This window comes from Pseudonocardia sp. Cha107L01 (genome assembly GCF_052566575.1).
Genome location: NZ_CP199579.1, coordinates 5461502 through 5486353 on the forward strand (window position 1 = coordinate 5461502; position 24852 = coordinate 5486353).

The window sequence follows — 24852 nt, forward strand, 5'->3', positions numbered from 1 at the left end:
CCCTTCGGCGTCGGCAAAGGTGTTACGTGCCGGGCGGAACCTCCGGACGATGCGCTCTCAGTCGTGGTGAGCCTTCAGCCGCCAGCCCCGGGCCCGTTCGCGCTCCGCCCACAGCCGCGCGTACCGGCCGCCCTCGGCGAGCAGCTCGCCGTGGCGACCCTGCTCGACCACCCGGCCGCCGTCCAGCACGGCGATCTGGTCGGCGCCCGCGATGGTGGTGAGCCGGTGCGCGATGACCAGCAGCGTCCGGCCGCGACCGAGCTCGGCCAGCGCCTCGTGCACGGCCGCCTCGTTCGCCGCGTCCAGTGCCGAGGTGGCCTCGTCCAGCAGCACGATCGGGGCGTCCTTGACCAGCGCCCTGGCGATGGCCACCCGCTGGCGCTCGCCGCCGGAGAGCAGCCGCCCGCCCTCGCCGACCCTGGCGGACCAGCCGCCCGGCAGGCGCTCGGCGATCGTGTCCACCCTGGCCCGGCGCGCCGCCTCGCGGACCTGCTCGGCGCTCGCGCCCGGGAAGCCGATCCGGATGTTGTCCTCGATGCTGCCGTCGAAGAGGTAGGTGTCCTGGAACACCAGCGAGACGTTCCGCTCCAGCTCGGCGGTGGAGATCTCCCGCACGTCGACGCCACCGATGCGCACGCTGCCGGCGTCCACGTCGAAGAAGCGGGCCACCAGCTTGGTCACCGTGGTCTTGCCGGCGCCGGACGGGCCGACCAACGCGGTCGTGCTGCCCGCCGGGATGCGCAGGTCGAGGCCGTCCAGTACCGGCGTCGCGGCATAGCCGAAGCGCACGCCGCGCAGCTCGATCGACGGCTCGCCGACCGGTTGCGGGGCGGCCGGTTCCGGCAGCGGCGCGACGGCCAGCAGCGCGTCGATCCGCTCCATGGCCGCCCGGCAGACCCGCAGCGAACTGGCCGCCCCGGCCACCACCTCGAACGGCCGCAGGAAGTGCACCCCGAGTACCAGCAGCGCAACCACGCGGGCCGGGGTGACGACGTCCCCTGCTCCGGTGGCCAGCAGCAGCCCGACCGACAGCACGGCGGTGAAGGCGAGCTGGATGGCGAGCTGGCCGAGGTGCTGGCCGGGCAGCCCGCCCAGTACCTCCCGCCGGGCCGCCCGGTGCTGCCCGGCCAACGCGGTGTCGAGCAGCTCCCGGCCGCCCCGGGACCGGCCGTTGGCGCGCAGCACCGGCTGTGCCCCGGCGAACTCGACGAGGCGGGCGCTCGCCTCGGCGGTGGCGGCGTCGTGCTCGGCCTCGGTGCGGTCGGTGAGCCGGCGGGCGGCGGCGAACACCAGCAACACCAGCGGCACCGTGACCAGCACAGCCAGCGCCATCCGCCAGTCGAAGCACACCAGGAAGACGAAGATCACCGTGGGCGTGACCACCGAGGCGATCATGGTCTGGGCCAGGTTGACCGCGCGCACCACGGTGCTGACACCCCGGCCGAGCAGCTGGGTCAGCTCGCCGGTGCGGGCGTCGTCGAACCAGCCAAGCGGCAGCCGGACCACGTGGTCGCCGATCCTGGCGTACAGCGAGCGCCGCCACGCCGAGGACAGCCGCAGCGCGCGGACCGCCATGTCGTAGTGCGCGACCCAGCCGAGGGCGACGCACCCGGCCAGCGGCACCAGCCACCGGGCCGCGTCGGCGGTCCGGCCGCCGAGCAGCGCGGTCAACAGGGGCACCAGCAGGCCGAACGCGGCGCCCTCGCTGAGTGCGTAGACCGTGGTGGACAGCAGGTAGCGGCGCAACAGCCGGGCGCCACCGATGCGGAACAGCAGCGCGATCACGACCGGCCGCCGTACTGGGCCCGCCACAGCCGCGCGTAGGTGCCGTTCGCCGCGAGCAGCTCGGCGTGCCGGCCGCGCTCGGTGATCCGCCCGGAGTCCAGCACCAGGATCTGGTCGGCGCCGACGATGGTGTGCAGCCGGTGCGCGATGACCAGCAGGGTCCGGCCCTGCGCCAGCTCGGCCAGCGCGTCCTGCACCGCCGCCTCCGACTCCGGGTCGGCGAACGCGGTGGCCTCGTCCAGGACCAGGATCGGGGTGTCGGCGAGCAGGGTGCGGGCGATGCTGACCCGCTGCGCCTCGCCGCCGGACAGCCGGGCGTCCACGCCCACCACCGAGTCGTAGCCACGGGGCAGCGCCAGGATCCGGTCGTGGATCGAGGCGGCCTTCGCTGCGGCCCGCACCACCTCGTCGCTGGCGTCCGGGATGGCCAGCGCGATGTTGTCCCGCACCGACTGCCGCAGTAGCACCACGTCCTGGAACAGGAAGCCGACGCGGCGGTACAGCTGGGCGCGGTCGAGGTCCCTGATGTCGTGGCCGCCGAGCCGGATCGCGCCGCCGCCGACGTCCCAGAACCGCGCCAGCAGCAGGCCGAGGGTGGACTTGCCGGCGCCCGACGGGCCGACCACCGCCGTCACCGTGCCGGGTTCCAGCACCGCGTCGACGCCGTGCAGCACCTCGCGATCGGCGGCGTAGCCGAAGCTCACCCCGTCGATCCGCAGCGCCACGGCGGTGTCCGGCACGGTCTGCGGGTGCGCGGCGGTCGGCTCCGTGGGCTCGCGCAGCAGGGTGGCGACCCGTCGCGCGGCGGCGTGCGCGGTGCGCCGCTGGTCGCGCGCCGCGTAGATCGGGGCGAGCAGCTCGAACAACCCGAGGCCGAGCAGCACGAACGCGACGATGTCCGCCGGCTGGCTCCAGCCGAGCGCGACAAACCCGGTGCCACAGCCGGTGACCAGCAACAGGATCGTCGCCGGAGCCACCGTCGCCCTGGTCAAGGCGCGCTGCCGGATGAAGATCCGCTGGGCCTCGTCGTTGACGTCGGCGAACGCCTCGGCGGCGCGGGTGAACCGGTCGGGGGCGCGCGACTGCCCGAAGGCCTTGACCACGCTGATGCCCTGGACCAGCTCGACCGCCGAAGCGAACAGCTCGGCGTTGGCCTCCGCGATACGCCGTACCGGGTCGGCGGAGCGGCTGGCCATCCGCATCCGCACCACCTGGGCCGCCGCTGTGGTGGCGAGGGTGAGCAGGGCGAGACGCCAGTCCACCCACAGCAGGTAGCCGGCGATCACTGCGGGTCCGGTCACCGCGGCCGCCAGGTCACCCCGGGCGTGCGCCACCGCGTGGTGCAGCGCGGCGACGTCGTCCTGCACCGTGGTCTTCACCTTCGCCGACACGCCGCCGGCGAACCAGTGCAGCGGCAGTACCGCGAGGTGGTCGGCCAGTCGCCGGCGCAGCGTCACCGCCAGCTCCGCATCGGCGAGATGACTGATCAGGCCCGCGAGCACGTAGAGCACCAGGCGCGCGGCGAACAGCCCGACCGCCAGCCAGGCGATCGGCCAGAGCCCGCCCCGCTGCCCGTCGAGCAGTCGCCGGCCGATCTCCACCACGGCCACCATCGGCGCCACGGACAGTGCCGTGGCCAGCGCCTGGAACGCCGCGGCGAGGGTCACCCGGCCGCGTACCGGCCGCTGCAACTCGGCCAGGTCCCGGTCCGTCTCCGCCATGAGCCCCCTCGCTTGAGTGATCTCAGACTTGTGGTCTTACTTGAGTTGTCCGCATAGTTAGGCAAGCCTAGGTTTAACTACCTGGGTGACGCCGACCCGGGTGACGAACGGCCGTGGACAGCGAGGAGGAGAGCGACTGTGGGCGAGGAGTTCGACGACGTGACAAGCCTGGACCTCGAGCTGTTGAGCTCGGCGGACGGGAACCGATGACCCGTGCTCCCGCACGCATCTCCGACGTCGTTCCGCTCTCGCCGCTGCAGGCGGGGTTGTTCTTCCACGCCACCGCCGGCGACGCGGACGTGTACCGCTACCAGCTCGAGCTGCAGCTCGACGGGCCGCTGAACGTGGCCCTGCTGCACCGCTGCGCCGAGCTGTTGCTCGAGCGGCACACCGCACTGCGCACCGCCTTCCTCGCCGAGGAGACCGACGAGCCGGTCGGGGTGGTGCTCGACGGGTTGGCGCTGCCGTGGCGCGATGTCGATCTGGCCGGCCTGGCCGAGGCCGACCAGCGGGCCGAACTGCGCGCGCTGGCCGTCGGGGAACGGACCCGGCCCTTTCCGCTGGACCAGCCCCCGCTGCTGCGGATGATGCTGGTCCGGCTCGGCGACCAGCGGTTCCAGCTGCTGCTGACCAACCACCACATCCTGCTGGACGGCTGGTCGGTGCCGGTGTTGCTGCGGGAGCTGTTCACCCTCTACGCCTCGGGTGGTGCGCCGAACGCCCTGGCACCGGCCCGCCCGTTCCGCAACTACCTGGCCTGGCTGGCCGAGCAGGACCCGGCGGCCGCGCGCGCCGCCTGGCGGGAGTCGCTCGCCGGGCTGGCCGGCCCGACGCTGATCGCCACCCCCGGCACCACCGTCGACCTGCCGGTGCGCCGCCCGGTCCCGGTGGACGCCCAGCTCTCGGCCCGGCTCGTGGCGCTGGCCCGCGACCGGGGCGTCACCCTCAACACGGTGCTGCAGGTGCTCTGGGGCCTCGTGCTGGCCACCGCGACCGGGTCGAAGGACGTGGTCTTCGGCACCACGGTCACCGGCCGCCCACCCGAGCTGACCGGCGTCGACTCGATGGTCGGGCTGTTCATCAACACGGTGCCGGTGCGGGTCCGGCTCGCCCCTGGGGACACCGTCGGACAGCTGCTGGACCGGGTGCAGCGCGAGCAGACGGCGCTGCTGGACGGGCACCACGTTGGCCTCGCCGACCTGCAACGCGACGCCGGGTTCGCGCCGCTGTTCGACACCCTCGTGGTGTTCGAGAGCTACCCCAGCGGCGGGCTCGCCGAGCTGGTGGACCGCACCGGGTTGAGCGTGGCGCCCCGGGCGGTACGGGACGCGACGCACTACCCGCTGGTGCTGGTCGCGGCCCCCGGCGATGCGCTGTCGATGACGTTGAAGTACCAGCCCCGGGCGTTGGCCGAAGCTCAGGTCGAGCAGATCGCGGCGCGGCTGTCCGATCTGGCCGCTGCGCTCACCGAGAACCCGGACCGCCCGCTCGCCGCGCTGCGGCCGCTGACCGGTGCCGAGGACGACCAGCTGCGCGGCTGGAACGACACCGGCGCGCCGGTCACCGACGACACCCTGGTCGACCTGGTCGAACGGGCCGCCGCCGCGACCCCGGACGCGACCGCGGTGAGCTGGGCGGGCGGCAGGCTGAGCTACCGCGAGCTCGACGGCCGGGCCAACCGCATCGCCCACCGGCTGCGCAAGAACGGGGTGGCCGCCGAAGCCCGGGTGGGCCTGTACCTGACCCGCTCGCCGGAGCTGGTGGTGGCGATGCTCGCGGTGCTCAAGGCCGGCGGTGCCTTCGTGCCGCTGGACCCCGACTGGCCGGAGATCCGGGTCCGGTCGGTGGCCGAGGACGCGGGCATCGTCGCTGTCTGTGTCGCCGGGAGCGCGGCCGGGAGCGTCGCCGGGAGCGCGGCTGGGAGCGCGGGTCCGGCGCCGGTCCCGGTGCTGGCCGTCGACCTGGCCGAACCTGGCGTGCCCGCCGGGCCGGGGCGGCGGATCCACGGCGAACAGGTGGCCTACGTCATCTACACCTCGGGGTCGACCGGCACGCCGAAGGGCGCGATGATCCGGCACCGGGCCATCGCGAACCGGATAGTCTGGCAGGCGGGCCTGCTCGACTTCGGCCCGGGCGACGTGGCGCTGTTCAAGGCGCCGCTCGGCTTCGACATCTCGATCAACGAGATCTTCCTGCCGCTGAGCACCGGTGCGGTGCTGGCCATCGCCGCGCCCGGCGAGGAGCGCGACGTCGAGGCGCTGGTCCGGTTGATGGCCAGGGAGAAGGTCAGCTTCTGCTACCTGGTCTCCTCGATGCTCGCCGCGATGCTCGAGCTGCCGGACCTCGCCTCGACGACCGGTTCGCTGCGGCACCTGTGGTGCGGCGGCGAGCTGCTCACCCCGGAGCTGTACGCGCGGTTCCGGGCCACCGTGAACGCCACCATGTACCACGGTTACGGGCCAGCCGAGGCCACCGTCGGCGTCACCCACGAGATCTACCGCGCCGGCCACGGCCGCGACGGCGCCACCATCGGCCGGCCCAACCCGAACACCCAGGTGTACGTGCTCGACGAGTGGCTGCGCCCGGTCCCGCCCGGGGTGGTCGGTGAGCTGTACGTCGGCGGCCTGCTGCTCGGCCGCGGCTATGTCGGTGACCCGCGCCGGACCGCGGCGCGGTTCGTGGCCTCCGGCCTCGGCCCCGCCGGGTCACGGCTGTACCGGACCGGCGACCTGGCCAGCTGGCTGCCGGACGGGCGGTTGCGGTTCGCCGGGCGGGCCGACAACCAGGTCAAGATCCGCGGCATGCGGGTCGAGCCGGAGGAGATCGAGTCGGTGCTCGCGGCGCACCCCGGGGTCGCGCAGGCGGTGGTGCTCAGCCCGGCCGACGCCACCGCCACACCACGACTGGTCGCCTTCTACGCCCCGCGCGACGAACCGCACGACAGCTCTCAGGGCTCTCCGGCGGGCGCACCCGACGGCGCCGCCGGGGGAGCGGGCGCGGTGGCGGCACCCTCGGCCGACGAGCTCCGCCGCTGGCTGCGTGCGCGCCTGGCCGAGCACATGGTGCCGGCCGAGCTGGTCGAGCTGCCGATGCTGCCGACCCAGCCCTCCGGCAAGGTGGACCGGGCGGCGCTGGCCGGCTCGGTACCCGCGAGGCGTACCTCGGCGGAACCGGCGCGGACCCCGACCGAGGTCCGGCTGCTCGAGTCGTTCCGGGCGGTGCTCGGCCGCCCCGACTTCGGCGTCACCGACGACTTCTTCGCCTTCGGCGGGCACTCGGCGCTGGCCACCCGGCTTACCGTGACCCTGCGGGCCGCCCTCGACACCCCGCTCGCCGTGCGCACCCTGCTGGAGCACCCGACGGTGACCGAGCTGGCGGCGTGGCTGGACTCCGGTGCGGCCGCCGCGGCACCCCGGCTGGCCGACGGCGTGCTCCTGCCGCTGCGCACCGGGGGGAGCGGGGCGCAGCTGTTCTGCGTGCACCCGGTGAGCGGGCTCGCCCTGGCCTACGCCGGGCTGCTCCGGCACCTGCCGGACCGGCCGGTCTACGGGTTGCAGGCACGCAGCCTGGTCGGCGGCACGGACCTGCCCGGTGACCTGGACGAGATGGCCGCGCAGTACGTGGCGCAGGTGCGCACGGTGCAGCCGTCCGGCCCGTACCACCTGCTCGGCTGGTCGCTGGGCGGCACGGTCGCGCACCTGATGGCGGGCCAGCTGGCGCGCGACGGCGAGCGGGTCGACACGCTGGCCCTGCTGGACTCGGTGCCGGCCCGGTACTTCAGCGGCGTCCCCGGGGCGGCCGGTGGCGCGGTGGCGGCCGGCGGGCACTGGTCGCTGGAGCGTGGACTGGCTCAGCTGCTCGAGGTCAGCGGCTACCAGGTCGCGGAGGATGAGGTGGACCCCGGCCGGGCTCTGGAGCTGATCGCCGAGGGTGCCGGCGGGCTGGCCGGGTTCAGCGCCGACGACCTGTGCAACGTGGCGCTGAGCTGGCGCCACTCGGCCGGGCTGCGCGGCGGCGACCTGCCGGTCCACCCGGGCGACCTGCTGCTGTTCGAGGCCACCCGGGAGCCGAGGCCGGTGGGCCTGACCGAGCTGTGGCGGCCGGGGGTGAGCGGGTCGGTGCGGGTGCACCCGGTCGACGCCACCCATTGGGAGATGGCCGGGCCCGGCCCGCTGGCCGTGGTCGCGGCCCAGCTGCGGTGACCGCTCCCAGCTCCCCGTTCTCGACGTGCGGCCCGCACCTGGGCGATCTGCGGAAGGTGATTCGCGAATGAACAGTGAGCTTGCCGAGCGGCGGGCCGCGGTACTGCGCAAACGGTTGGCCGACGCCGGGTTGGGTGCCGACCGCGCCACCGCGGCGTCGGTCACCCGCCGCGCCGACCGGAGCAGCGCGCCGCTGTCCCCCGCGCAGCGCCGGATGTGGGTGCTGGACCGGTTCGACCCGTCCGGTGTCGCCTACAACGTCTGCCTGCACGTGACGTTCGCCGGGTCGCTGGACGTGGCGGCACTGGGTGCGGCGCTGCGGGCGATGGTGGTCCGGCACGAGGTGCTCCGCACCCGCTACCCGCTCGCCGCCGACCAGCTGCCCCGCCAGCGGATCGACCCCGTCGCCGAGGTCGCCGAGTTCCCGGTCCCGCTGATCGACCTGCGGGACCGGCCGCCCGGCACTGCCGAGGACCTGGTCACCGAGCTGGCCCGGCACCGGTTCGACCTCGCGCGGGACTGGCCCCTGCGGGCGGTGCTCTACCGCACCGGCGCGCGGGAGTACCGGCTCGGCCTGGTCGTGCACCACATCGCGTGGGACGGCGGGACCTGGCCGGTGATCTCCGCCGAGCTGACCCGTGCCTACGCGGCGGCGGTCGGCGGCGGGGCGGCTTCCGGCGCCGCTACCGACGTGGAGCCGCCCCCCGTGCAGTACGGCGACTTCGCGGCCGCCCTCGCCGACGCGCCGGTGCGCCCGGCCGAGCGCGACTACTGGCTGGACCGGCTCACCGACCTGCCCGGCCCGCTCGCGCTGCCGGCGGACAACCCGGGTGGTGCGGGCGGCGGTCGGCGCTCGATGGTGTTCGGCGCGGAGCGCACCGCCCGGTTCACCGCACTCGCCGCCCGGGAGGGCGTCACACCGTTCACCGTGCTGCTCGCGGCGTTCGGTGCGTTGCTGCACCGCTACGGCGGCGGCACCGACCTGCCCATCGGTTCGGCCACGATGAACCGCGACAGCGCCCAGGCGCAGGCCCTGATCGGGAACTTCGGCAACACGCTCGTGCTGCGGCTGGACGCCTCGGGCGACCCGACGTTCACCGAGCTGGTGCGCCGCGCGGACACCGTCTGCTCGGGTGGCTTCGCGCACCAGGACATGCCCTACGACCAGGTCGTGGCCGCCCTGCGGGAGCGCGGTGGTGCCCGTGGCGGTTCTCGGGACGTCGACCCGTTCAACGTGATGCTGCTGTTCCTCACCCAGGGACTCGTCGGCCCCCGGCTGCCCGGCGTGCGCACCACCTGGCGCAACGTGCACAACGGCACCAAGCAGTTCGACCTCTCGCTGGAAGCGTTCCTGATCGAGGGCGACCTGGAGATCGAGGCCAGCTACTCCGCCGAACTGTTCTCCGCCGAGCGGGTGGACGAGCTGCTGGCGGACCTGTGCGCGGTGCTGGATGCGGTCGCGGCGCGCCCGGAGGCACCGCTGTCCGCGCTCGCCGTGCGGGACTGGCCGGTGAGCGTGCCGGACACGGCGCCGGCAGAGCCGACGGCGGTCGGCGACCAGGAGGTGGAGCTCCGGCTCCGAGGGCTGATGGCCGAGCTGCTCGAGTACGACGCGGTGTCGGCGGGGCAGGACTTCTTCGCGCTCGGCGGCAACTCCCTGCTGGCCACGAAGCTGGTCGCGCAGGTGCGCTCGAGCCTGGGCGCGGACATCTCGATACGCACCGTCGCCGAGTACCCCACCCCCGCCGCGCTCGCCGCCGTGGTGTCGGGGCTCGGGCGGGACGCGGACTGGCGGGACGTCTCCCCGGCCGGGGACGCCCCGGTCGGCGCCGCGAGCCGGCCGCTGTCCGTGCCGCAGCACGCGCTGTGGTTCCTGTACCAGGTCACCGGCCCGTCCCCGGACTACAACCTGGCATTCGCCCGCCGGCTGTCCGGCCCGCTGGACGTGGCCGCGCTGGCGGACGCGGTCGGGGACCTCGTCGAGCGCCACGAGGTGCTGCGCAGTGTGATCGTGTCGCACGACGGGGTGCCGGAACAGGTCGTGCTGGGCACCGAGGCCGCCGCGTCGGCGGGCGCCCGGCTGCGGGTGCACCCGGACCGTGAGCTCGAACCGAACCTGGACCGGGAGGTCGAGCGGGAGCTGTGCCACGAGTTCCAGCTGGACACCGAACCGGCGTTCCGCCCGACCCTGTTCCACCTCGGCGGCGACGAGCACGTGCTGCTGTTCCTGCTGCACCACACGGTGTCCGACGAATGGTCGGAGTCCGTGCTGTGCGCCGACCTGTCGGTGGCCTACCGGGCGCGGCGGGCCGGCGCGGCACCGGCGTTCGCCAGCCAGCCGGTCAGCTACGGCGACTACGCGCGTTGGCAGCGCGCCGCGCTGGACGGCCCGGAGATGGCAGCGCAGCGGGAGTTCTGGCGGGAGCAGCTGCGCGACCTGCCGGAGCAGATCGGGCTGCCCACCGACCGCGCGCGCCCGATGGAGGCCGCATCGGACGGGGCGGTGGTGACGATCCCGCTGGCCCGCCCGGTGCTCGCCGCGCTGCGCGCGCTGGCGGTGCGGGAAGGCACCACGCCATTCGTGGTGTGGCACGCGCTCGTCGGGCTGTTGCTGCTGCGCAACGGCGCCGGTCCGGACATCCCGGTGGGTACGCCGGTGTCCGGGCGGGGGTCGGCGGCGGTGCACGGGCTGGTCGGCATGTTCGTCAACAGCGCCGTGCTGCGGGCCGATCTGAGCGGGAACCCGACGTTCAGCGAACTGGTCGCCAGGGTCGCGGCCACCGACCTGGCCGCGTTTTCCCAGCAGGACCTGCCGTTCGAACGGGTGGTCGACCTGGTCGCGCCGCCCCGGGTGTTCGGCCGGCCGCCGCTGTTCCAGACCATGGTCGTCTACAACGGCGCGACGCCGCCCCCGCTGCGGCTGCCCGGCGTCACGGACACGCCGTTCCCGGTGCGCCTGGAGATCGCGAAGTTCGACCTGACCTTCATCCTGAACGACGAGGCCACCGCGCGGCCCAGCGCCACGGTCCGCTACAGCACCGCACTGTTCGAGCGGGAGACCGTGCGGCGTCTCGCGGACGAGCTGCACCAGCTCGCCGAGGAGGTCGCCACCGATCCGGGCCGCCCGCTGTCCGCCATCGAGCACCTGCCGGCCGGCGTGCGCACCCGGATGCTGCGGACCTGGAACGACACCGGCGCGGCGACCTCGGACACCACGCTGCCGGCGATGTTCGCCGACCAGGTGGCGGCCACCCCGGACGCCGTCGCGGTGGTGTACGGGGACCGGGAGCTGACCTACCGCGAGCTGGACGACTGGTCGGCCCGGCTGGCCGGCGAGCTGGTCGCCCGCGGCGTCGGGCCGGAGCGCACGGTGGGCATCCACCTGGAGCGCTCGCTGGAGATGGTGGTCGCGCTGCTCGCCGTGCAGCGCGGCGGCGGTGCCTTCGTGCCGCTGGAGCCGTCCTGGCCGAGGCGGCGGATCGAGGACACCGTCCTGACCTCGGAGCCGGTCCTGGTGCTGTCGCACGACCCGGGCTCGCTGAGCTGGTCGGGTTTGCCGGCGCTCGCCGTGCCCCCGTACCCCGGGTCGCCGGACCCGGGGTGGACGCCCCCGGCGCTGCCCGCGCTCGACCCGGAGAACCTCGCGTACGTCATCTACACGTCGGGGTCGACCGGTGCGCCGAAGGGCGCGATGATCCGGCACCGGGCCATCGCCAACCGGCTGCTCTGGCAGGTCGACATGCTCGGGTTCGGCCCGGGTGACGCGGCGCTGTTCAAGGCGCCGCTCGGCTTCGACATCTCGGTCAACGAGATCTTCCTGCCGCTGGTCTGCGGCGCGCGGCTGGTGGTCTGTGAACCGGGGCTGGAGCGCGAGGTCGCCGAGCTGGCCGGGCTGATCGCCGAGCAGCGGGTCACCTTCTGCTACCTGACCTCGTCGATGCTGGAGCTGCTGCTCGGCGTCGGTGCCGGCCCGATCGTCGGGTCCGCGCTGTCCTGCCTGCGGCACGTCTGGTGCGGTGGGGAGCTGCTCACCCCGGAGCTGTTCGCCCGCTTCCGGTCCCACGTCGATGACACCCGAGCCACGCTCTACCACGGCTACGGGCCGGCCGAGGCGACCATCGGGGTCAGCCACGAGATCTACCGGGAGGGCCACGAGCGCCGCGCGGTCACCATCGGCAGGCCCAACCCGAACACCGCCATCTACCTGCTGGACGAGCAGCTGCGCGCGGTGTCGGTCGGGGTGGCCGGGGAGATCTACCTCGGCGGCCTGCCCCTCGCGCGGGGCTACGTCGGCGAGCCGAGGCGCACGGCGGAGCGGTTTGTCGCCGACCCGTTCGGCGGCCGGGGGGAGCGGCTGTACCGCACCGGTGACCTGGCCCGGTGGCGCACCGACGGGGTGTTGGAGTTCCTCGGCAGAGCGGACAACCAGATCAAGATCCGCGGCATGCGGGTCGAGCTGGAGGAGATCGAGTCGGCGCTGGCCCGCCATCCCGCCATCCGCCAGTCCGCCGCCCGCGCCCACGAGGGCCCGACGACACGGCTGGTCGGCTACCAGGTCCCGGCGCCCGGGGCCGAGCCGGTGGACGGCGCGGAGCTGCGCGGCTGGCTGACCGGCCAGCTGCCGGCGCACATGGTGCCGGACACGGTCATCACGCTGGACTCGTTGCCGATGCTGCCCTCCGGCAAGATCGACCGGGCCGCGCTGCCGCCGCCCGCCGCGGTGCGCACCACCTCGCGACCGCCCGAGGGCGAGCTGGAGACCCGGCTGGTGAAGCTGTTCACCCGGGTGCTCGGCCTGACCGAGTCGGGTGGGGTCGGTGCCGAGGACGACTTCTTCGGTGCCGGCGGGGACAGCATCATGTCCATCCAGCTGGTGTCGACCGCGCGGTCCGAAGGCCTGCGGTTCACCGTGCGGGACGTGTTCGCGGCACCTACGCCGGCCGCGCTCGCGCCGAGGGTGGCGCTGGTGGACCCGGACGGCCCGACCGAGGTTGCGCCCGCCGCCGCGCCGGGGGACCGGGCCAGGCTGCCCCTGTCCCCGCTGCAGCGCGGGCTGGCCTTCCACTCATTGGCCGGCGGCGCCGACAGCACCGAGGCCGACGCCTACCTCGCCCAGCCGGTGATGACGTTCACCGGCGACCTCGAGCCGGCCAGGCTGCGTGCCGCGCTGCAGACGGTGCTGCGCCGCCACGACAGCCTGCGCGCCGCGTTCCTGCACGAGGGCCTGCGCGAACCGGTGCAGGTGATCGCGGAGGACGTCGAGGTCCCGTGGGACGAGGTGGACCTGAGCGCTGTCGACCCCACCGCGCGGGAGCGGCGGTGGACGGAGCTGCGGGAGGCCCGGCGCACCCGGTTCGCGCTGGACCGGGCGCCGCTGCTGCGCGCCACCCTGGTCGACCTCGGCGAGGGTCGGCACCGGCTGTTGCTGACCAACCACCATCTGCTCTTCGACGGCTGGTCGCTGCCGCTGCTGGTGACCGACCTGCTGGCCGCCTACGCGGACGGCACACTGGCACCGGCCAAGGGCCAGTACTCGGGGTACCTGGACTGGCTGGCGGAGCGCGACACCGACGCGGCCGAGCAGGCCTGGCGGACCGCCCTGGACTGCGTGACCGGGCCGACGCTGCTGGCCGGCACCGCCGGGGTGGACGCCGTCTACCCGCCGTCCGAGCAGCTGCACGTGCACCTCGGCCCGGAGCTGACCGCGGCGCTGAGCCGGCTGGCCCGCGAGCACGGCGTCACGCTGAACACGGTCCTGATGGCCGGCTGGGGCACCCTGCTCGGCGTCCTGACCGGCGAGCAGGACGTGCTCTTCGGCATGACCGTTTCCGGTCGGCCCACCGAGCTGCCGGCCGCGGCGGAGACCGTCGGGCTGTTCATCAACACGGTGCCGGCCAGGGTGGCGGCCGCGCCGGGCGACACGTTCGGCGCCCTGCTGCGCCGGGTGCACACCGCCCAGGTGGACCTGCTGGAGCACCAGTACCTCGGGCTCGCCGACATCCAGCGCACGGTCGGGCTGGGCGAGCTGTTCGACACGCTGCTGGTCTTCGAGAGCTACCCGATGCGGCGGTCCACGCTCGAGGACGCGGCGCGCCGGGCCGGGCTGAGCCTATCCGAGATGGACGCCCACGACGACACCCACTACCCGCTCACCGCGCTGGTGCTGCCCGGCGAGGACCTGCGCATCTCGCTGAAGTACCAGCCGGCGCTGTTCGACGCCGGGCAGATCGGCGCGCTCGGCCAACGGCTGCGCGCGCTGCTGCGGCGGTTCGCCGACCGGCCGGACGCTCCGCTCGCCGGGCTCGACCCGCTGCTGCCCGCCGAGACGAGCAGCTTCGCGGCCGACGCGGCGCCGGAGCAGGTCGACGTCGTCGAGTCCATCGCGCTGGCCGCGGCGCGGTGGCCGGACCGGGAGGCACTGACCTTCGAGGACCGGCGGCTGACCTACGCCGAGCTCGACGCCCGCGCCAACCAGCTCGCCTGGGCGCTGCGGGAGCGGGGCGCCGGGCCGGAGCGGGTGGTCGGTATCGCGGCCCGCCGCGGCGTGGAGCTGATCGTCGCGCTGCTCGCCACCCTGCGGGCCGGGGCGGCGTACCTGCCGCTGGACCCGGACCAGCCCGCCGCCCGGCTGCGCGCGATGCTGGACGAGGCCAACCCGGTGATCGTGCTCGGCACCTCGGACGTGCTCGGGGCCCTCCCGCGCGCGGCCGGCAAGGCGCTGGCGCTGGACGACCCGGCCGAGGGGCTCGCGCGGCGGCCCACCGGCCCGCCACCGGTGCGCGTCGACCCGGCCCACCCGGCCTACGTCATCTACACCTCCGGCTCCACCGGCCGGCCCAAGGGCGCGGTGCTGACCAGGGGCGGCCTGCGCAACCGGCTCAACTGGATGGTCGCGCACTACGGGTTCGACGCCGACGACGTCGTGGCACAGAAGACGCCGGCCGGGTTCGACGTGTCGGTGTGGGAGTTCTTCCTGCCGTTCATGGTCGGCGCCCGCCTGGTCGTCGCCCGCCCGGACGGGCACCGCGACCCCGGGTACCTGATCGAGCTGATCCGGCGGGAATGGGTCAGCAGCGTGCACTTCGTGCCGTCGATGCTGCGCGCCTTCCTGGCCGAGGAGGGCGTCGCCGAGTGCCGGTCGCTGCGTCGGGTGCTCTGCAGCGGTGAGGAGCTGACCACCGAGCTGGCCCGGCGCGCCACCGGTCTGCTCGACGCCGAGCTGCACAACCTGTACGGGCCGACCGAGGCCACCATCGACGTCACGGCCACCCGCTACCTGCCCGAAGAGCCGGCAGGCCCGGGCGTGCCGATCGGACGCGCCATCGACGGCGTGCGGCTGCGGGTGCTGGACGCCGCGCTGCGCCCGGTGCCACCGGGTGTGCCGGGTGAGCTGTACCTGGGCGGCGTGCAGCTGGCCAGGGGATACCTGAACCGCCCCGGGTTGACCGCGGCGAGCTTCGTGGCCGACCCGTTCGGCGGTCCCGGGCAGCGGCTGTACCGCACCGGCGACATCGTGCGCGCGGAGCCCGACGGGACGTGCGTGTACCTCGGCCGCGGCGATCACCAGGTGAAGATCCGCGGCGTCCGGGTGGAGCCGGGTGAGGCCGAGGCGGTGCTCGCCGCGTTACCGGAGGTGGCCGCCGCCGCGGTGGTACCGAGGGAGGACGGGCCGAGCGGCACCTGGCTGGTCGGGTACGTGGTGCCCTCGGCCGGTGCCCAGGTCGACCCGCAACGGCTGCGCGGCGTGGTCGCGGCGGCGCTGCCCGACCAGTTCGTGCCGGCCGCGATCGTGCTGCTGGACGAGCTGCCGCTGACCGGTTCGGGAAAGCTCGACCGACGGGCGCTGCCGGCTCCGGTGCGGTCCGGCGACTCCGCGTCGCGCGCGCCGGACGGCCCGGTGGAGACGCTGTTGACCGAGCTGTTCGCCGACATATTGGGCATGGACGGCGTCGGGGTGGACGGCAACTTCTTCGCCCTCGGCGGCGACAGCATCTCCGCGCTGCGCCTGGCCTCGCTGGCCCGCCCGGCCGGTCTCGGGTTCACCCCGAGGCAGGTGTTCGAGGCGAAGACCCCGGAGGCGCTGGCCCTGGTGGCGGTGCCGCTGGCGGCGGGGCAGACCGGCCCGGCCACCGGCGACGACGGCACCGGGGACGTGCCGCTCGCGCCGATCATGCACCGGATGCTGGACCGGGGCGGGCCGTACCGGACGTTCTCCCAGTCCGTGCTGCTGCACACGCCGGCCGGGATGACCGAGGCGGAGCTGCGCACCGGCTTCGGCGCGGTGGTGGCCGCCCACGACATCCTGCGCGCCCGGCTGGTGCTCGACGGCGAACCGCGGCTGTGGGTCGAGCCGGGTGCTCCCGGCCCCGTGCCGGCCCGGGTCGACGGCGTGCCGAGCGCCACCGAGCTGGCCGAGGCGGCGCAGGCCGCGGCACGGTCGCTCGACCCGGAGTCCGGTGAGATGGTGCGGGCGGTGTGGTTCGACGCCGGGCCGGGGGCCCGGGGCCGGCTGCTGATCGTCGCGCACCACCTGGTGGTCGACGGCGTCTCCTGGCGGATCCTGATCGGTGACCTGGCGCAGGCCTGCCGGGGTGAGCCGGTGGCACCGGTCCGGACGTCGTTCCGGACCTGGACCAGCGGGTTGCGCCGCCGCGCACCGGAGCTCGCCGGGCAACTGCCGGTCTGGCGGGCGATGCTGGCCGGCCCGCCGCCCCAGCTGGGCAGGCGGGGGCCCGACCCGGAGCGGGACGTGCTGTCGGCCACCGAGCGGCTGGTGGTGCGGGTGGACCGCGACGTCAGCCGGACCGTGCTGACCTCGTTGCCGAGGACCCTGCGCGCGCAGACCCAGGACATGCTGCTCGCCGCGCTGTTGGCGGCGACCGCCCGCGCGGGTGACGCCACGCCGTTGATCCGGTTGGAGGGGCACGGGCGGGAGGAGGAGCTGGTGGGCCCGTTCGGCCCGGCCGTCGACCTGACCCGCACGGTCGGCTGGTTCACCAGTGCGTTCCCGGTCCGTCTCGACGCGGCGGGCACGGACGTCGACGAGGCGTTCGCCGGTGGCCCGGCGGCCGGGACGCTGGTGAAACGGGTGCGGGACACGCTGGGCCGGCTACCGGAACGCGGTGCCGGCTACGGGGTGCTGCGCCACCTGCACGCGGAGTCGGCGCGGGAGCTGGCGGCGCTGCCGGAACCGCTCATCGGCTTCAACTACCTGGGCCGGTTCGACTTCTACGCCGAGGGTGACTGGTCGCTGGACGCCGGTGTGCTCGGCGGCAGCGGTGACCCCGGCATGCGGGTGGGACACGCGCTGGACATCAACGTACTGGTGGACGAAGAGGGCCTGCGTGCCTCGTTCACCTACCTGCCCGAGGTGGTGCCGGCGGCCGATGCGCAGCGGATCGCCGAGTCCTGGGTGGCGGCGCTGCACGGCCTGGTCGAGCACGGCACGCATCCGGACGCCGCCGCGCCCAGCACCGAGGACCTGGGACTGGTCACGGTGAGCGCGGGCCAGCTGGACCGGCTGCGGCAACGGTTCGAACGCTGAGAATCGACAGTGGAGAGACTCGGAGTGGAGAGACCATGACCGACCGCACGAGGATCGACACCTGGCTGGACGAGGTCCGGGACCTGCTCACCGAGGACGACGACGCACCCGGCGAGCACGACAACCTGCTCGAGTGGGGCCTCGACTCGATCGCCCTGATGGGCGTGGCCAGCCGGTGGCGCCGCGAGGGGACCGAGGTGTCCTTCGGTGAGCTCGCCGCGGAGCCGACCCTGGCCCAGTGGCGCGAGCTGCTCGCCACCCGGGTCGGGCCGCCCCCGGCGCCCGAGCAGCCCCGACCGGCGGCCCCCGGCAGCGCGGACGGGTTCGCGCTGGCCCCGCTGCAGCACGCGTACTGGATCGGCCGGGAGGACGGCCAGGAGCTGGGCGGGGTCGCCGCGCACCTCTACACCGAGTTCGACGGGCCGGCGGTGGATCCGGACCGGTTGACGCGGGCGGTCGAGGCGGTGGTGCGCCGGCACCCGATGCTGCGGGTCACCGTGCGGGGCGACGGGACCCAGCGGGTGCTGCCGGCGCGGGACCACCCGCCGGTCACGCTGCTCGACCTGCGGGACGCCGCCGAGGAACAGGTCGAGGCGGAGCTGGCGGCGCTGCGGCAGCGGCTCTCGCACGAGGTGCTGGACATCGAGGCCGGCCACGTGTTCGACATCGGGCTGACCCTGCTGCCGGGCGGGCGCAGCCGGCTGCACGTCGACGTCGACATGGTGGCCGCCGACGCGCGCAGCTACCGGATCCTGCTGGCCGACCTGGCGCGGAGCTACACCGGAACCGACCTCGGCGAGCCCTCGGAGTACGACTTCGCGCGCTACCTGGCCGAGCACGAGGCGTCCAGCGCACCCGCCGCCGAGCGGGCCGCCGCCTGGTGGTCGCGGCGCCTCGACGAGCTGCCCGGTGCGCCCGAGCTCCCGATCGACCCGCTGGCCGCCGACCCCGGGCGGACCGGTCGCCGGGCCCGCTGGCTGGCCCCCGAGCTGCGCGACCAGCTGGCCGAGCGGGCCCGCCGGCACGGCCTGACACTCGCGATGGCACTGGCCACCGGGTACGCCGAGGTGATCGGCGGCTGGAGCGCGCGGAGCCGGTTCCTGCTCAACGTGCCGCTGTTCGACCGCGAGCCGCTGCACCCGGACATCGCCGAGCTGGTCGGCGACTTCACCTCGTCGGTGCTGCTCGACGTGGACCTGCGCGAGCCGGCCGGGTTCGCGGTGCGGGCCCGGCGGCTGCAGGCGCAGCTGCACGAGCGGGCCGAGCACGCCGCGTTCTCCGGCGTGCACCTGCTGCGTGAGCTGACCAGGGCGCGCGGCGAGCAGGTGGTGGCACCGGTGGTGTTCACCAGTGCGCTCGGGCTCGGCGAGCTGTTCGACCCGGCGGTGCTCAGCGAGTTCGGCGAGCCGGTGTGGATCATCTCACAGGGTCCGCAGGTGCTGCTGGACGCGCAGGTCACCGAGCTGCACGGCGGCGTGCTGGTGAACTGGGACATCCGGGAGAACCTGTTGATGCCCGGGGTCGCCGATGCGATGTTCGACGCCTTCACCGATCTGCTCGACCGCCTCGCCGGCAGTGACGCCGCCTGGGAGCAGCCGTTGGTGGAGCTGCTCAGCGCCGCGCAGCACACGATCCGGGACCGGGTGAACGACACCGCGGTCGAGTATCCGTCGCGCTGCCTGCACGAGCAGTTCTTCGCCCGCGCCGACCGGGACCCGGGGGCGCCGGCGCTGCTCTGGGGCGAGGCCGGCACGTGGAGCTACGGCGAGCTGGCCGACCGGGCGCTGCGGGTGGCGGCCGCGTTGCGCGCGCACGGCATGAGCGCCGGCGACCCGGTGGCGGTGAGCCTGCCCAAGGGCGCCGAGCAGGTCGCCGCGGTGCTCGGCGTGCTGGCCGCCGGTGGTACCTACCTGCCGATCGGTCGGGATCAGCCGGACAGCCGGCTGCACCGGATCATGTCCATCGCCGGCAGCCGGCTGATCGTCACCGACCGGGAGCTGCCGGCCGGCGACTCCGTCAACCTGGACGGCACCGCCGTGGCACCCGGGGTGGCCCTGGGCTGGCCCGACCGGCTGGGCGCGCCCGCTCTCGCCGACCCGTCCTCGACCGCCTACCTGCTGTTCACCTCGGGCTCCACCGGTGAGCCCAAGGGCGTCGAGGTCTCGCACTCCGCCGCGATGAACACCATCGACGACCTGGTCGAGCGGTACGCCATCGGCCCCGGTGACCGTGCGCTCGGGGTGTCCGCGATGGAGTTCGACCTGTCGGTGTTCGACGTGTTCGGCCTGCTGTCCGCCGGCGGCGCGGTGGTGGTGGTCGGCGAGGACGAGCGCAAGGAGGCCCGGGACTGGGCGCGGTTGGTGCGCGAGCGGGGTGTGACGGTGCTGAACTGCGTGCCGGCGCTGTTGGACATGCTGCTGGTGGTCGGCCGCTCCGACGGTCTCGGCGAGACGCTGCGGCTGGTGCTGCTCGGCGGTGACTGGGTCGGGGTGGACCTGCCGGTGCGGCTGGCCGAGCAGCGGCCGGACTGCCGGTTCGTCGGCCTCGGCGGCACCACGGAGACCGCGATCCACTCCACCGAGTGCGAGGTCGTGGACGCGGCGGTGCCGTCGCACTGGCGCGCGGTGCCCTACGGGGTGCCGCTGCACAACGTGGCCTGCCGGGTGGTCGACGAGCAGGGCAGGGACCGGCCGGACTGGGTGACCGGCGAAGTGTGGATCGGCGGCGCCGGGGTGGCGACCGGCTACCGCGGCGACCCGGAGCGCACCGCCGAGAAGTTCGTCACCAGGCAGGGGAGGCGCTGGTACCGGACCGGCGACCTCGGCCGCTACTGGCGCGACGGGACCTTGGAGTTCCTCGGCCGGGCCGACCACCAGGTGAAGCTGCGCGGCTACCGGGTGGAGCTGGGTGAGGTGGAGGCCGCACTGGCCGCGCAACCCGGCGCCCGCCGCGCGGTGGCCCGGTTGTCGCAGCGGCGCGGTGGGTCGTTGCAGGCAGTGGTGGCCGGCGATCCCGGGCTGGTCGAGTCGGCCGTGCGTGCGGGGGTCGCCGACCTGCTGCCCGGCTACATGATCCCGGAACGGATCGTGGTGCTGGACGAGCTGCCGCTGACCCGCAACGGCAAACCCGACCGCGCGGCGATCGACGCGCTGCTGGACCGGCACACCGGTGCCGGCGCGGTGGGGCCGGTCGAGCCCCGCTCCGCGCTGGAGCGGGTGCTGCTCAGCGCGTGGCGCGACACCCTCGCCGACCAGTCGCTGGGCATCGAGGACGACTTCCTCTCCAGCGGCGGCGACTCCGTGCTGGCGACCAGGGTCGTCGCGAACCTCCGGGAGGCGCTGCAGAGCGACGACGTCCGGGTGCGCGACGTGTTCACCGCACGGACCGTCGCCGCGCTGGCCAAGACGATGGTCGGCGCGGACTCGCGCTGGGAGGAGATCGCCGCGATCTCGCTCGAGGTCAGCGCGCTGACCGAGGACGAGCTGGAGCTGCAACTCCGCGACTGACACGACCCCTGTGGTCAGCGGCTGGCGTGCCAGGCGGCCCACAGCTGGGCGTAGCGGCCGCCCGCGGCGACCAGCTCGTCGTGGGTGCCCTGCTCCACGACCCGGCCGCCGTCCAGCACGATCACCGTGTCGGCCGTGGTCGCCTGGGTGAGCCGGTGCGCCACCATCAGGCCGGTGCGGCCCGCCAGCGCGGCGAGCGCGGCGGCGTCGAGCACCCGGGCGCCGACGCTGCCGGCCTCCGCCGTGGCTTCGTCGAGCACCGCGACCGGCGGGTCGGCGAGCACCAGCCGGGCCAGTGCGAGCTGCTGGGACTGCACCACGGTGAGCGGGTGCCCGCCCCCGCCGACCACCGTGTCCAGCCCGTCCGGCAGCGCCTGGGCCCAACTCAGCGCGCCGACGGCGGCCAGCGCCCCGCGCAGCTGTTCGTCGGTCGCCTCCGGCCGGGCCAGGCGCAGGTCGTCGGCCAGCGGGCCGGCGAACACGTGCACCTCCTGAGTGATCAGCGCGACCGATCCGCGGGCCGGTGCGGAGCCGTCCTCCTCCAGTGCCACGCCGCCGATCCGCACGGTCCCCCGGGTCGGCCGGTGCACCCCGGACACGAGCTTGGCCAGCGTGCTCTTGCCGGCCCCGCTCGCACCGACCAGCGCGACCCTGCTGCCGGCGGCCACGTCGAGGTGCACGTCGTGCAGCACGTCGGGGCCGCCGGGGTAGGCATGGCTGACCCGGGCCAGCTTGACCGAGCTGTCCACCGGGTGGGCGGCCGGCTCGGTGCCCGCGGCGCCGTCGGAGACGTCGAGCACGCCGACCAACCGGGCCAGTGCGGCGCCGGCCGACTGCACGTCGTCCAGCAGCAGCAGTACCTGGTTGACCGGGCCGAACAGGTTGATGAAGTACAGCGCGGCGGCGCTGGCGGTCCCCACCGAGGCGGTGCCGGTGCGGACCAGCCAGAACCCGACGCCGAGCACGGCGGCCGCGCCCACGTACTCGGCGATGTTGAGCCGGTTGAGGAACCCGGTGCGGGCCCGCACCGAGCGGACCGAGGCCTCGACGACGTCCTCCGAGCGGCGGGCCACCCGGGCCGCGTGGTCGTCGCCGAGCCGGAACGCACGCACGGTGCGCGCGCCGCCGACGGTGTCCAGCAGCTGTTGCTGCTGCGCGCCCCCGGCGATCCGCTGCGCCCGGTACATCGGGATGGCCCTCGGCAGGTACCAGCGGGCGGCCAGGACCTGCACCGGGGCGGCCAGCAGCGCGGCCACCATGAACCGCCAGTCCAACACGGCAAGGCCGACCAGGGTCAACGCGATGATCAGCGCCGACCGGGCGAACTGGGGCACCGCGTTGCGGACCGCCTCGCCGATCAGCGCCACGTCGGTGGTGACCCGCGAGGTGAGGTCGCCGGAGCCGGCCTGCTCGATGCGCTCGAGCGGCAGGTGCAGCACCCGCGCGATGAACTGCTCGCGCAGCGCCGCCAGCATGCTCTCGCCGACCCGGGTGACCAGGTACACCCCGAGCACCGCGAACACCCCCTGGCCGAGCGCGACGCCGACCAGCCCGGCCACCGGGCCGTCGACCGCCGACGCCGGCCGGCCCTGGGCCACCAGGTCGACGATGCGACCCAGCAGCGGCGCGGTCAGCAGGCTCACCGCGGCACCGGCGAGCAGCGCCAGGGTGGCCAGTGCGGCCGGGCCGCGGTGCGGGCGCAGCAGTGCGGCGATCTCGATACGCACCCGCGCCGCGCCGGCGGTCGGCAGCAACTCCCGGCTCATCCGAGCACCAGCTCGCGGTAACCCGCCTGCTCGCGCAGCAACTCGGCGTGGCTGCCCTGCGCGGTGACCCCGCCGCCGTCCAGGGTGACCACCCGGTCGCAGGAGGCGAGCAGCGCCGGGCTGGTGGTGAGCACGATGGTGGTCCGACCGTGCCGCAGCGCCCGGATGCCGCTGGCGATCCGGGCCTCGGTGACCGTGTCCAGTGCCGTCGTCGGGTCGTGCAGCACCAGGACCGGGGCCTCGGTGGCCAGCGCTCTGGCCAGCGCCACCCGCTGCCGCTGGCCACCGGACAGGGAGCGCCCCTGTTCGCTGATCTCGGCGTCCAGGCCCCCGTCGAGGGTGTCGGCCACCTCGTCGGCCTGTGCGGCCCGCAGCGCCGGGTCGGTGTCCACGCCGGCGGCCGCCGCGGCGGTGACGTTGTCCCGCAGCGTGCCGGCGAATAGTTCGGCGTCGTGTGCGGCGACCACGATCGCACCGCGCAGGGCAGACGGGTCCAGAGTGGTCAACGGGTGGCCGTCGAGCTCGACCTGGCCCTGCTCCGGGTCGGCCTCGCGGTTCAGCCAGGCCAGCAGTGTCACCGCCACCGCGGGGTCGGCGGTGGCCAGGCCGAGGATCTCCCCGGCCGGCACCTCCAGGTCCAACCCGTGCAGCGGGCCGGCGCCGACCTGGCGCAGCCGCAGCGCGCCCCGGGCCGGTTCCGGCGGTGCGGCGGTGCCGCCGGCGACCGCCGGGGGAGCCGCGAGCACGTCGGCGATCCGGTCCGCGGAGGCCCGCGCCTGCGCCAGCGCGGAGGTGACCCGGCTGAACACGCTGAGCGGGCCGAGCAGGAACTGGGCGAGCCCGACGGCGGAGACCAGCTCACCGACACTGATCGAGCCGCCGGCCGCCAGCCGCCCGCCGATCAGCGCGATGAGCGCCAGGAACAGGCCGTTGGCGACGAGGACCGCGCCCTCGTACCAGGACTGGGCGCGACCGGCCCGCAGCGTCGCGGCCAGCGACTCCTGGCTGGTGGCCGCGTAGCGTCGCTGCGCGGCCACCTCGGCCCGCAGGCCCTTGAGCACCCGTACCCCGCTGACCAGGTCCGCCGCCACGCCGGCTGCTCGGGCGGCCCGCTCCTGCTCCGGGCCGCTGCGCCGCTGCATCGGCAGCCCGAGCAGCCGGAGCAGGTACAGCAGCGGCGGGGTGCCGAGAAGGATCAGCAGGCCCAGCGGCAGCGAGATACGCAGCAGGGCGACGGCGGCCACCACCAGGGCGGCCACGGCGGCGGTGCCGAAGGGCAGCGCGAGGAACAGCAGCGACACCCGCTTGGTGTCCGCCGTGGCGATGCTGACCAGCGCACCGGGCAGCCGGCCCGACTCGGCCCCGCCGCGCGGGTCGAGCACCCGGTCGGTCAGCCGCAGCCGCAGCCGTTGGTCCGCGCGGGCCTCGGCGAGCCAGGTGAGCCGCGAGCCGATCCGGTAGCCGTTGGACAGCAGCAGGAAATCCAGCCCGAGCACCGCCAGCCAGCCGATCAGCTCGCCGGGGCTCCCGGTGCGCACTGCCCGGTCGATGATCACGCCGACCAGCACCGGGACCAGCGCCTCGCAGGCTTGGTGCACGATCAGGAACAGCGACGCGATGCTGAGCTCGCGGCGTTGCGCGGAGATCGCCTCGCGCAGCACCTGGGGTCTGACGGCCATAGGTGCAGCATGGCAAGGTTAGCCTGGGCTATCAACGCGAGGAGGGCAATGTTTGTCGGGGGGTCTGACGCGAGGTCTGTCGCGAGGCTGAACGGTGTGCCGCTGCGCTACGAGGTCGCCGGTTCCGGGGAGCTCGTGGTTCTGGTGATGGGCACCGCGAGTTCCGGGCGGGTGTGGAAGCTGCACCAGTTGCCGGCGCTGGTCGCGGCGGGCTACCGGGTGGCGACCTTCGACAGCCGGGGAGTGACCGCGGACGCCGGCGCGGCCGGAGCGACAACCCGAGCGGCGACCCCAGATGCGGCGGCTGATGCGGTGGTCACCGATGCCGTGACCATGGAGGACATGGTCGGCGACGCGGCAGCTCTGATCGAACACCTGGGTGGCGGCCCGGCCCGGGTGGTGGGCACCTCGCTGGGGGCACGCGTGGCCCAAGAGTTGGTCTTGTGGTCGCGTTCGCCGACGACGTGATGATCCCGCCGTACCTGAGCTGCGAGGTGGCCGACGTGATTCCCGGCGCCCGCTACGCGGAGGTACCGGCTGCGGGCCATTTCGGCTACCTCGAGCGCCCGGACGAGGTCAACCGGCTGCTGCTGGAGTTCTTCGCCAGCTGAGCGCTGAGTGATGAGCGCTGAGTGATGAGCGCTGAGCG

General features: G+C 74.6%; 9 protein-coding genes. 5 read left to right on the top strand and 4 right to left on the bottom strand.

Annotated features, from left to right (window positions below):
- Nucleotides 1–57: 57 nt before the first annotated feature.
- Complete coding sequence (locus tag ACTXG6_RS25570) at nucleotides 58–1785, bottom strand: ABC transporter ATP-binding protein (RefSeq protein ID WP_445181915.1); 1728 nt, start codon at nucleotides 1783–1785, stop codon at nucleotides 58–60.
- Nucleotides 1782–3506, bottom strand: a complete 1725-nt coding sequence (locus ACTXG6_RS25575) for an ABC transporter ATP-binding protein (RefSeq protein ID WP_445181916.1) — start codon at nucleotides 3504–3506, stop codon at nucleotides 1782–1784. Before ACTXG6_RS25575 ends, ACTXG6_RS25570 begins: the two co-directional genes overlap by 4 nt.
- A gap of 206 nt (nucleotides 3507–3712) precedes the next feature.
- Between ACTXG6_RS25575 and ACTXG6_RS25580 the strand changes: the two genes are divergently transcribed.
- The 3 genes from ACTXG6_RS25580 (at nucleotide 3713) to ACTXG6_RS25590 (ending at nucleotide 20758) form a co-directional block, all read left to right on the top strand.
- Nucleotides 3713–7708, top strand: coding sequence for an amino acid adenylation domain-containing protein (locus ACTXG6_RS25580; protein ID WP_445181917.1), 3996 nt, complete (start codon nucleotides 3713–3715; stop codon nucleotides 7706–7708).
- A gap of 67 nt (nucleotides 7709–7775) precedes the next feature.
- Nucleotides 7776–17252 carry an amino acid adenylation domain-containing protein gene (locus tag ACTXG6_RS25585; protein ID WP_445181918.1) on the top strand — a complete coding sequence of 3159 codons (9477 nt, stop codon included), beginning with the start codon at nucleotides 7776–7778 and terminating at the stop codon, nucleotides 17250–17252.
- A gap of 35 nt (nucleotides 17253–17287) precedes the next feature.
- The gene (locus tag ACTXG6_RS25590; RefSeq protein ID WP_445181919.1) at nucleotides 17288–20758 is read left to right on the top strand and encodes an amino acid adenylation domain-containing protein; all 3471 of its coding nucleotides are present in this window, start codon (nucleotides 17288–17290) and stop codon (nucleotides 20756–20758) included.
- Between the two features lie 14 nt (nucleotides 20759–20772).
- On the opposite strand, the gene ACTXG6_RS25595 is transcribed toward ACTXG6_RS25590, so the two are convergent.
- Nucleotides 20773–22524, bottom strand: a complete 1752-nt coding sequence (locus ACTXG6_RS25595; RefSeq protein WP_445181920.1) for an ABC transporter ATP-binding protein — start codon at nucleotides 22522–22524, stop codon at nucleotides 20773–20775.
- Nucleotides 22521–24203, bottom strand: coding sequence for an ABC transporter ATP-binding protein (locus ACTXG6_RS25600; protein ID WP_445181921.1), 1683 nt, complete (start codon nucleotides 24201–24203; stop codon nucleotides 22521–22523). Before ACTXG6_RS25600 ends, ACTXG6_RS25595 begins: the two co-directional genes overlap by 4 nt.
- Before the next feature lie 96 nt (nucleotides 24204–24299).
- Between ACTXG6_RS25600 and ACTXG6_RS25605 the strand changes: the two genes are divergently transcribed.
- Nucleotides 24300–24671 carry an alpha/beta fold hydrolase gene (locus ACTXG6_RS25605; protein ID WP_445181922.1) on the top strand — a complete coding sequence of 124 codons (372 nt, stop codon included), beginning with the start codon at nucleotides 24300–24302 and terminating at the stop codon, nucleotides 24669–24671.
- Nucleotides 24647–24814: an alpha/beta fold hydrolase gene (locus tag ACTXG6_RS25610; protein ID WP_445181923.1), complete on the top strand. Its 168-nt coding sequence runs from the start codon at nucleotides 24647–24649 to the stop codon at nucleotides 24812–24814. The genes ACTXG6_RS25605 and ACTXG6_RS25610 overlap by 25 nt, the downstream gene beginning before the upstream one ends.
- Nucleotides 24815–24852 lie beyond the last annotated feature (38 nt).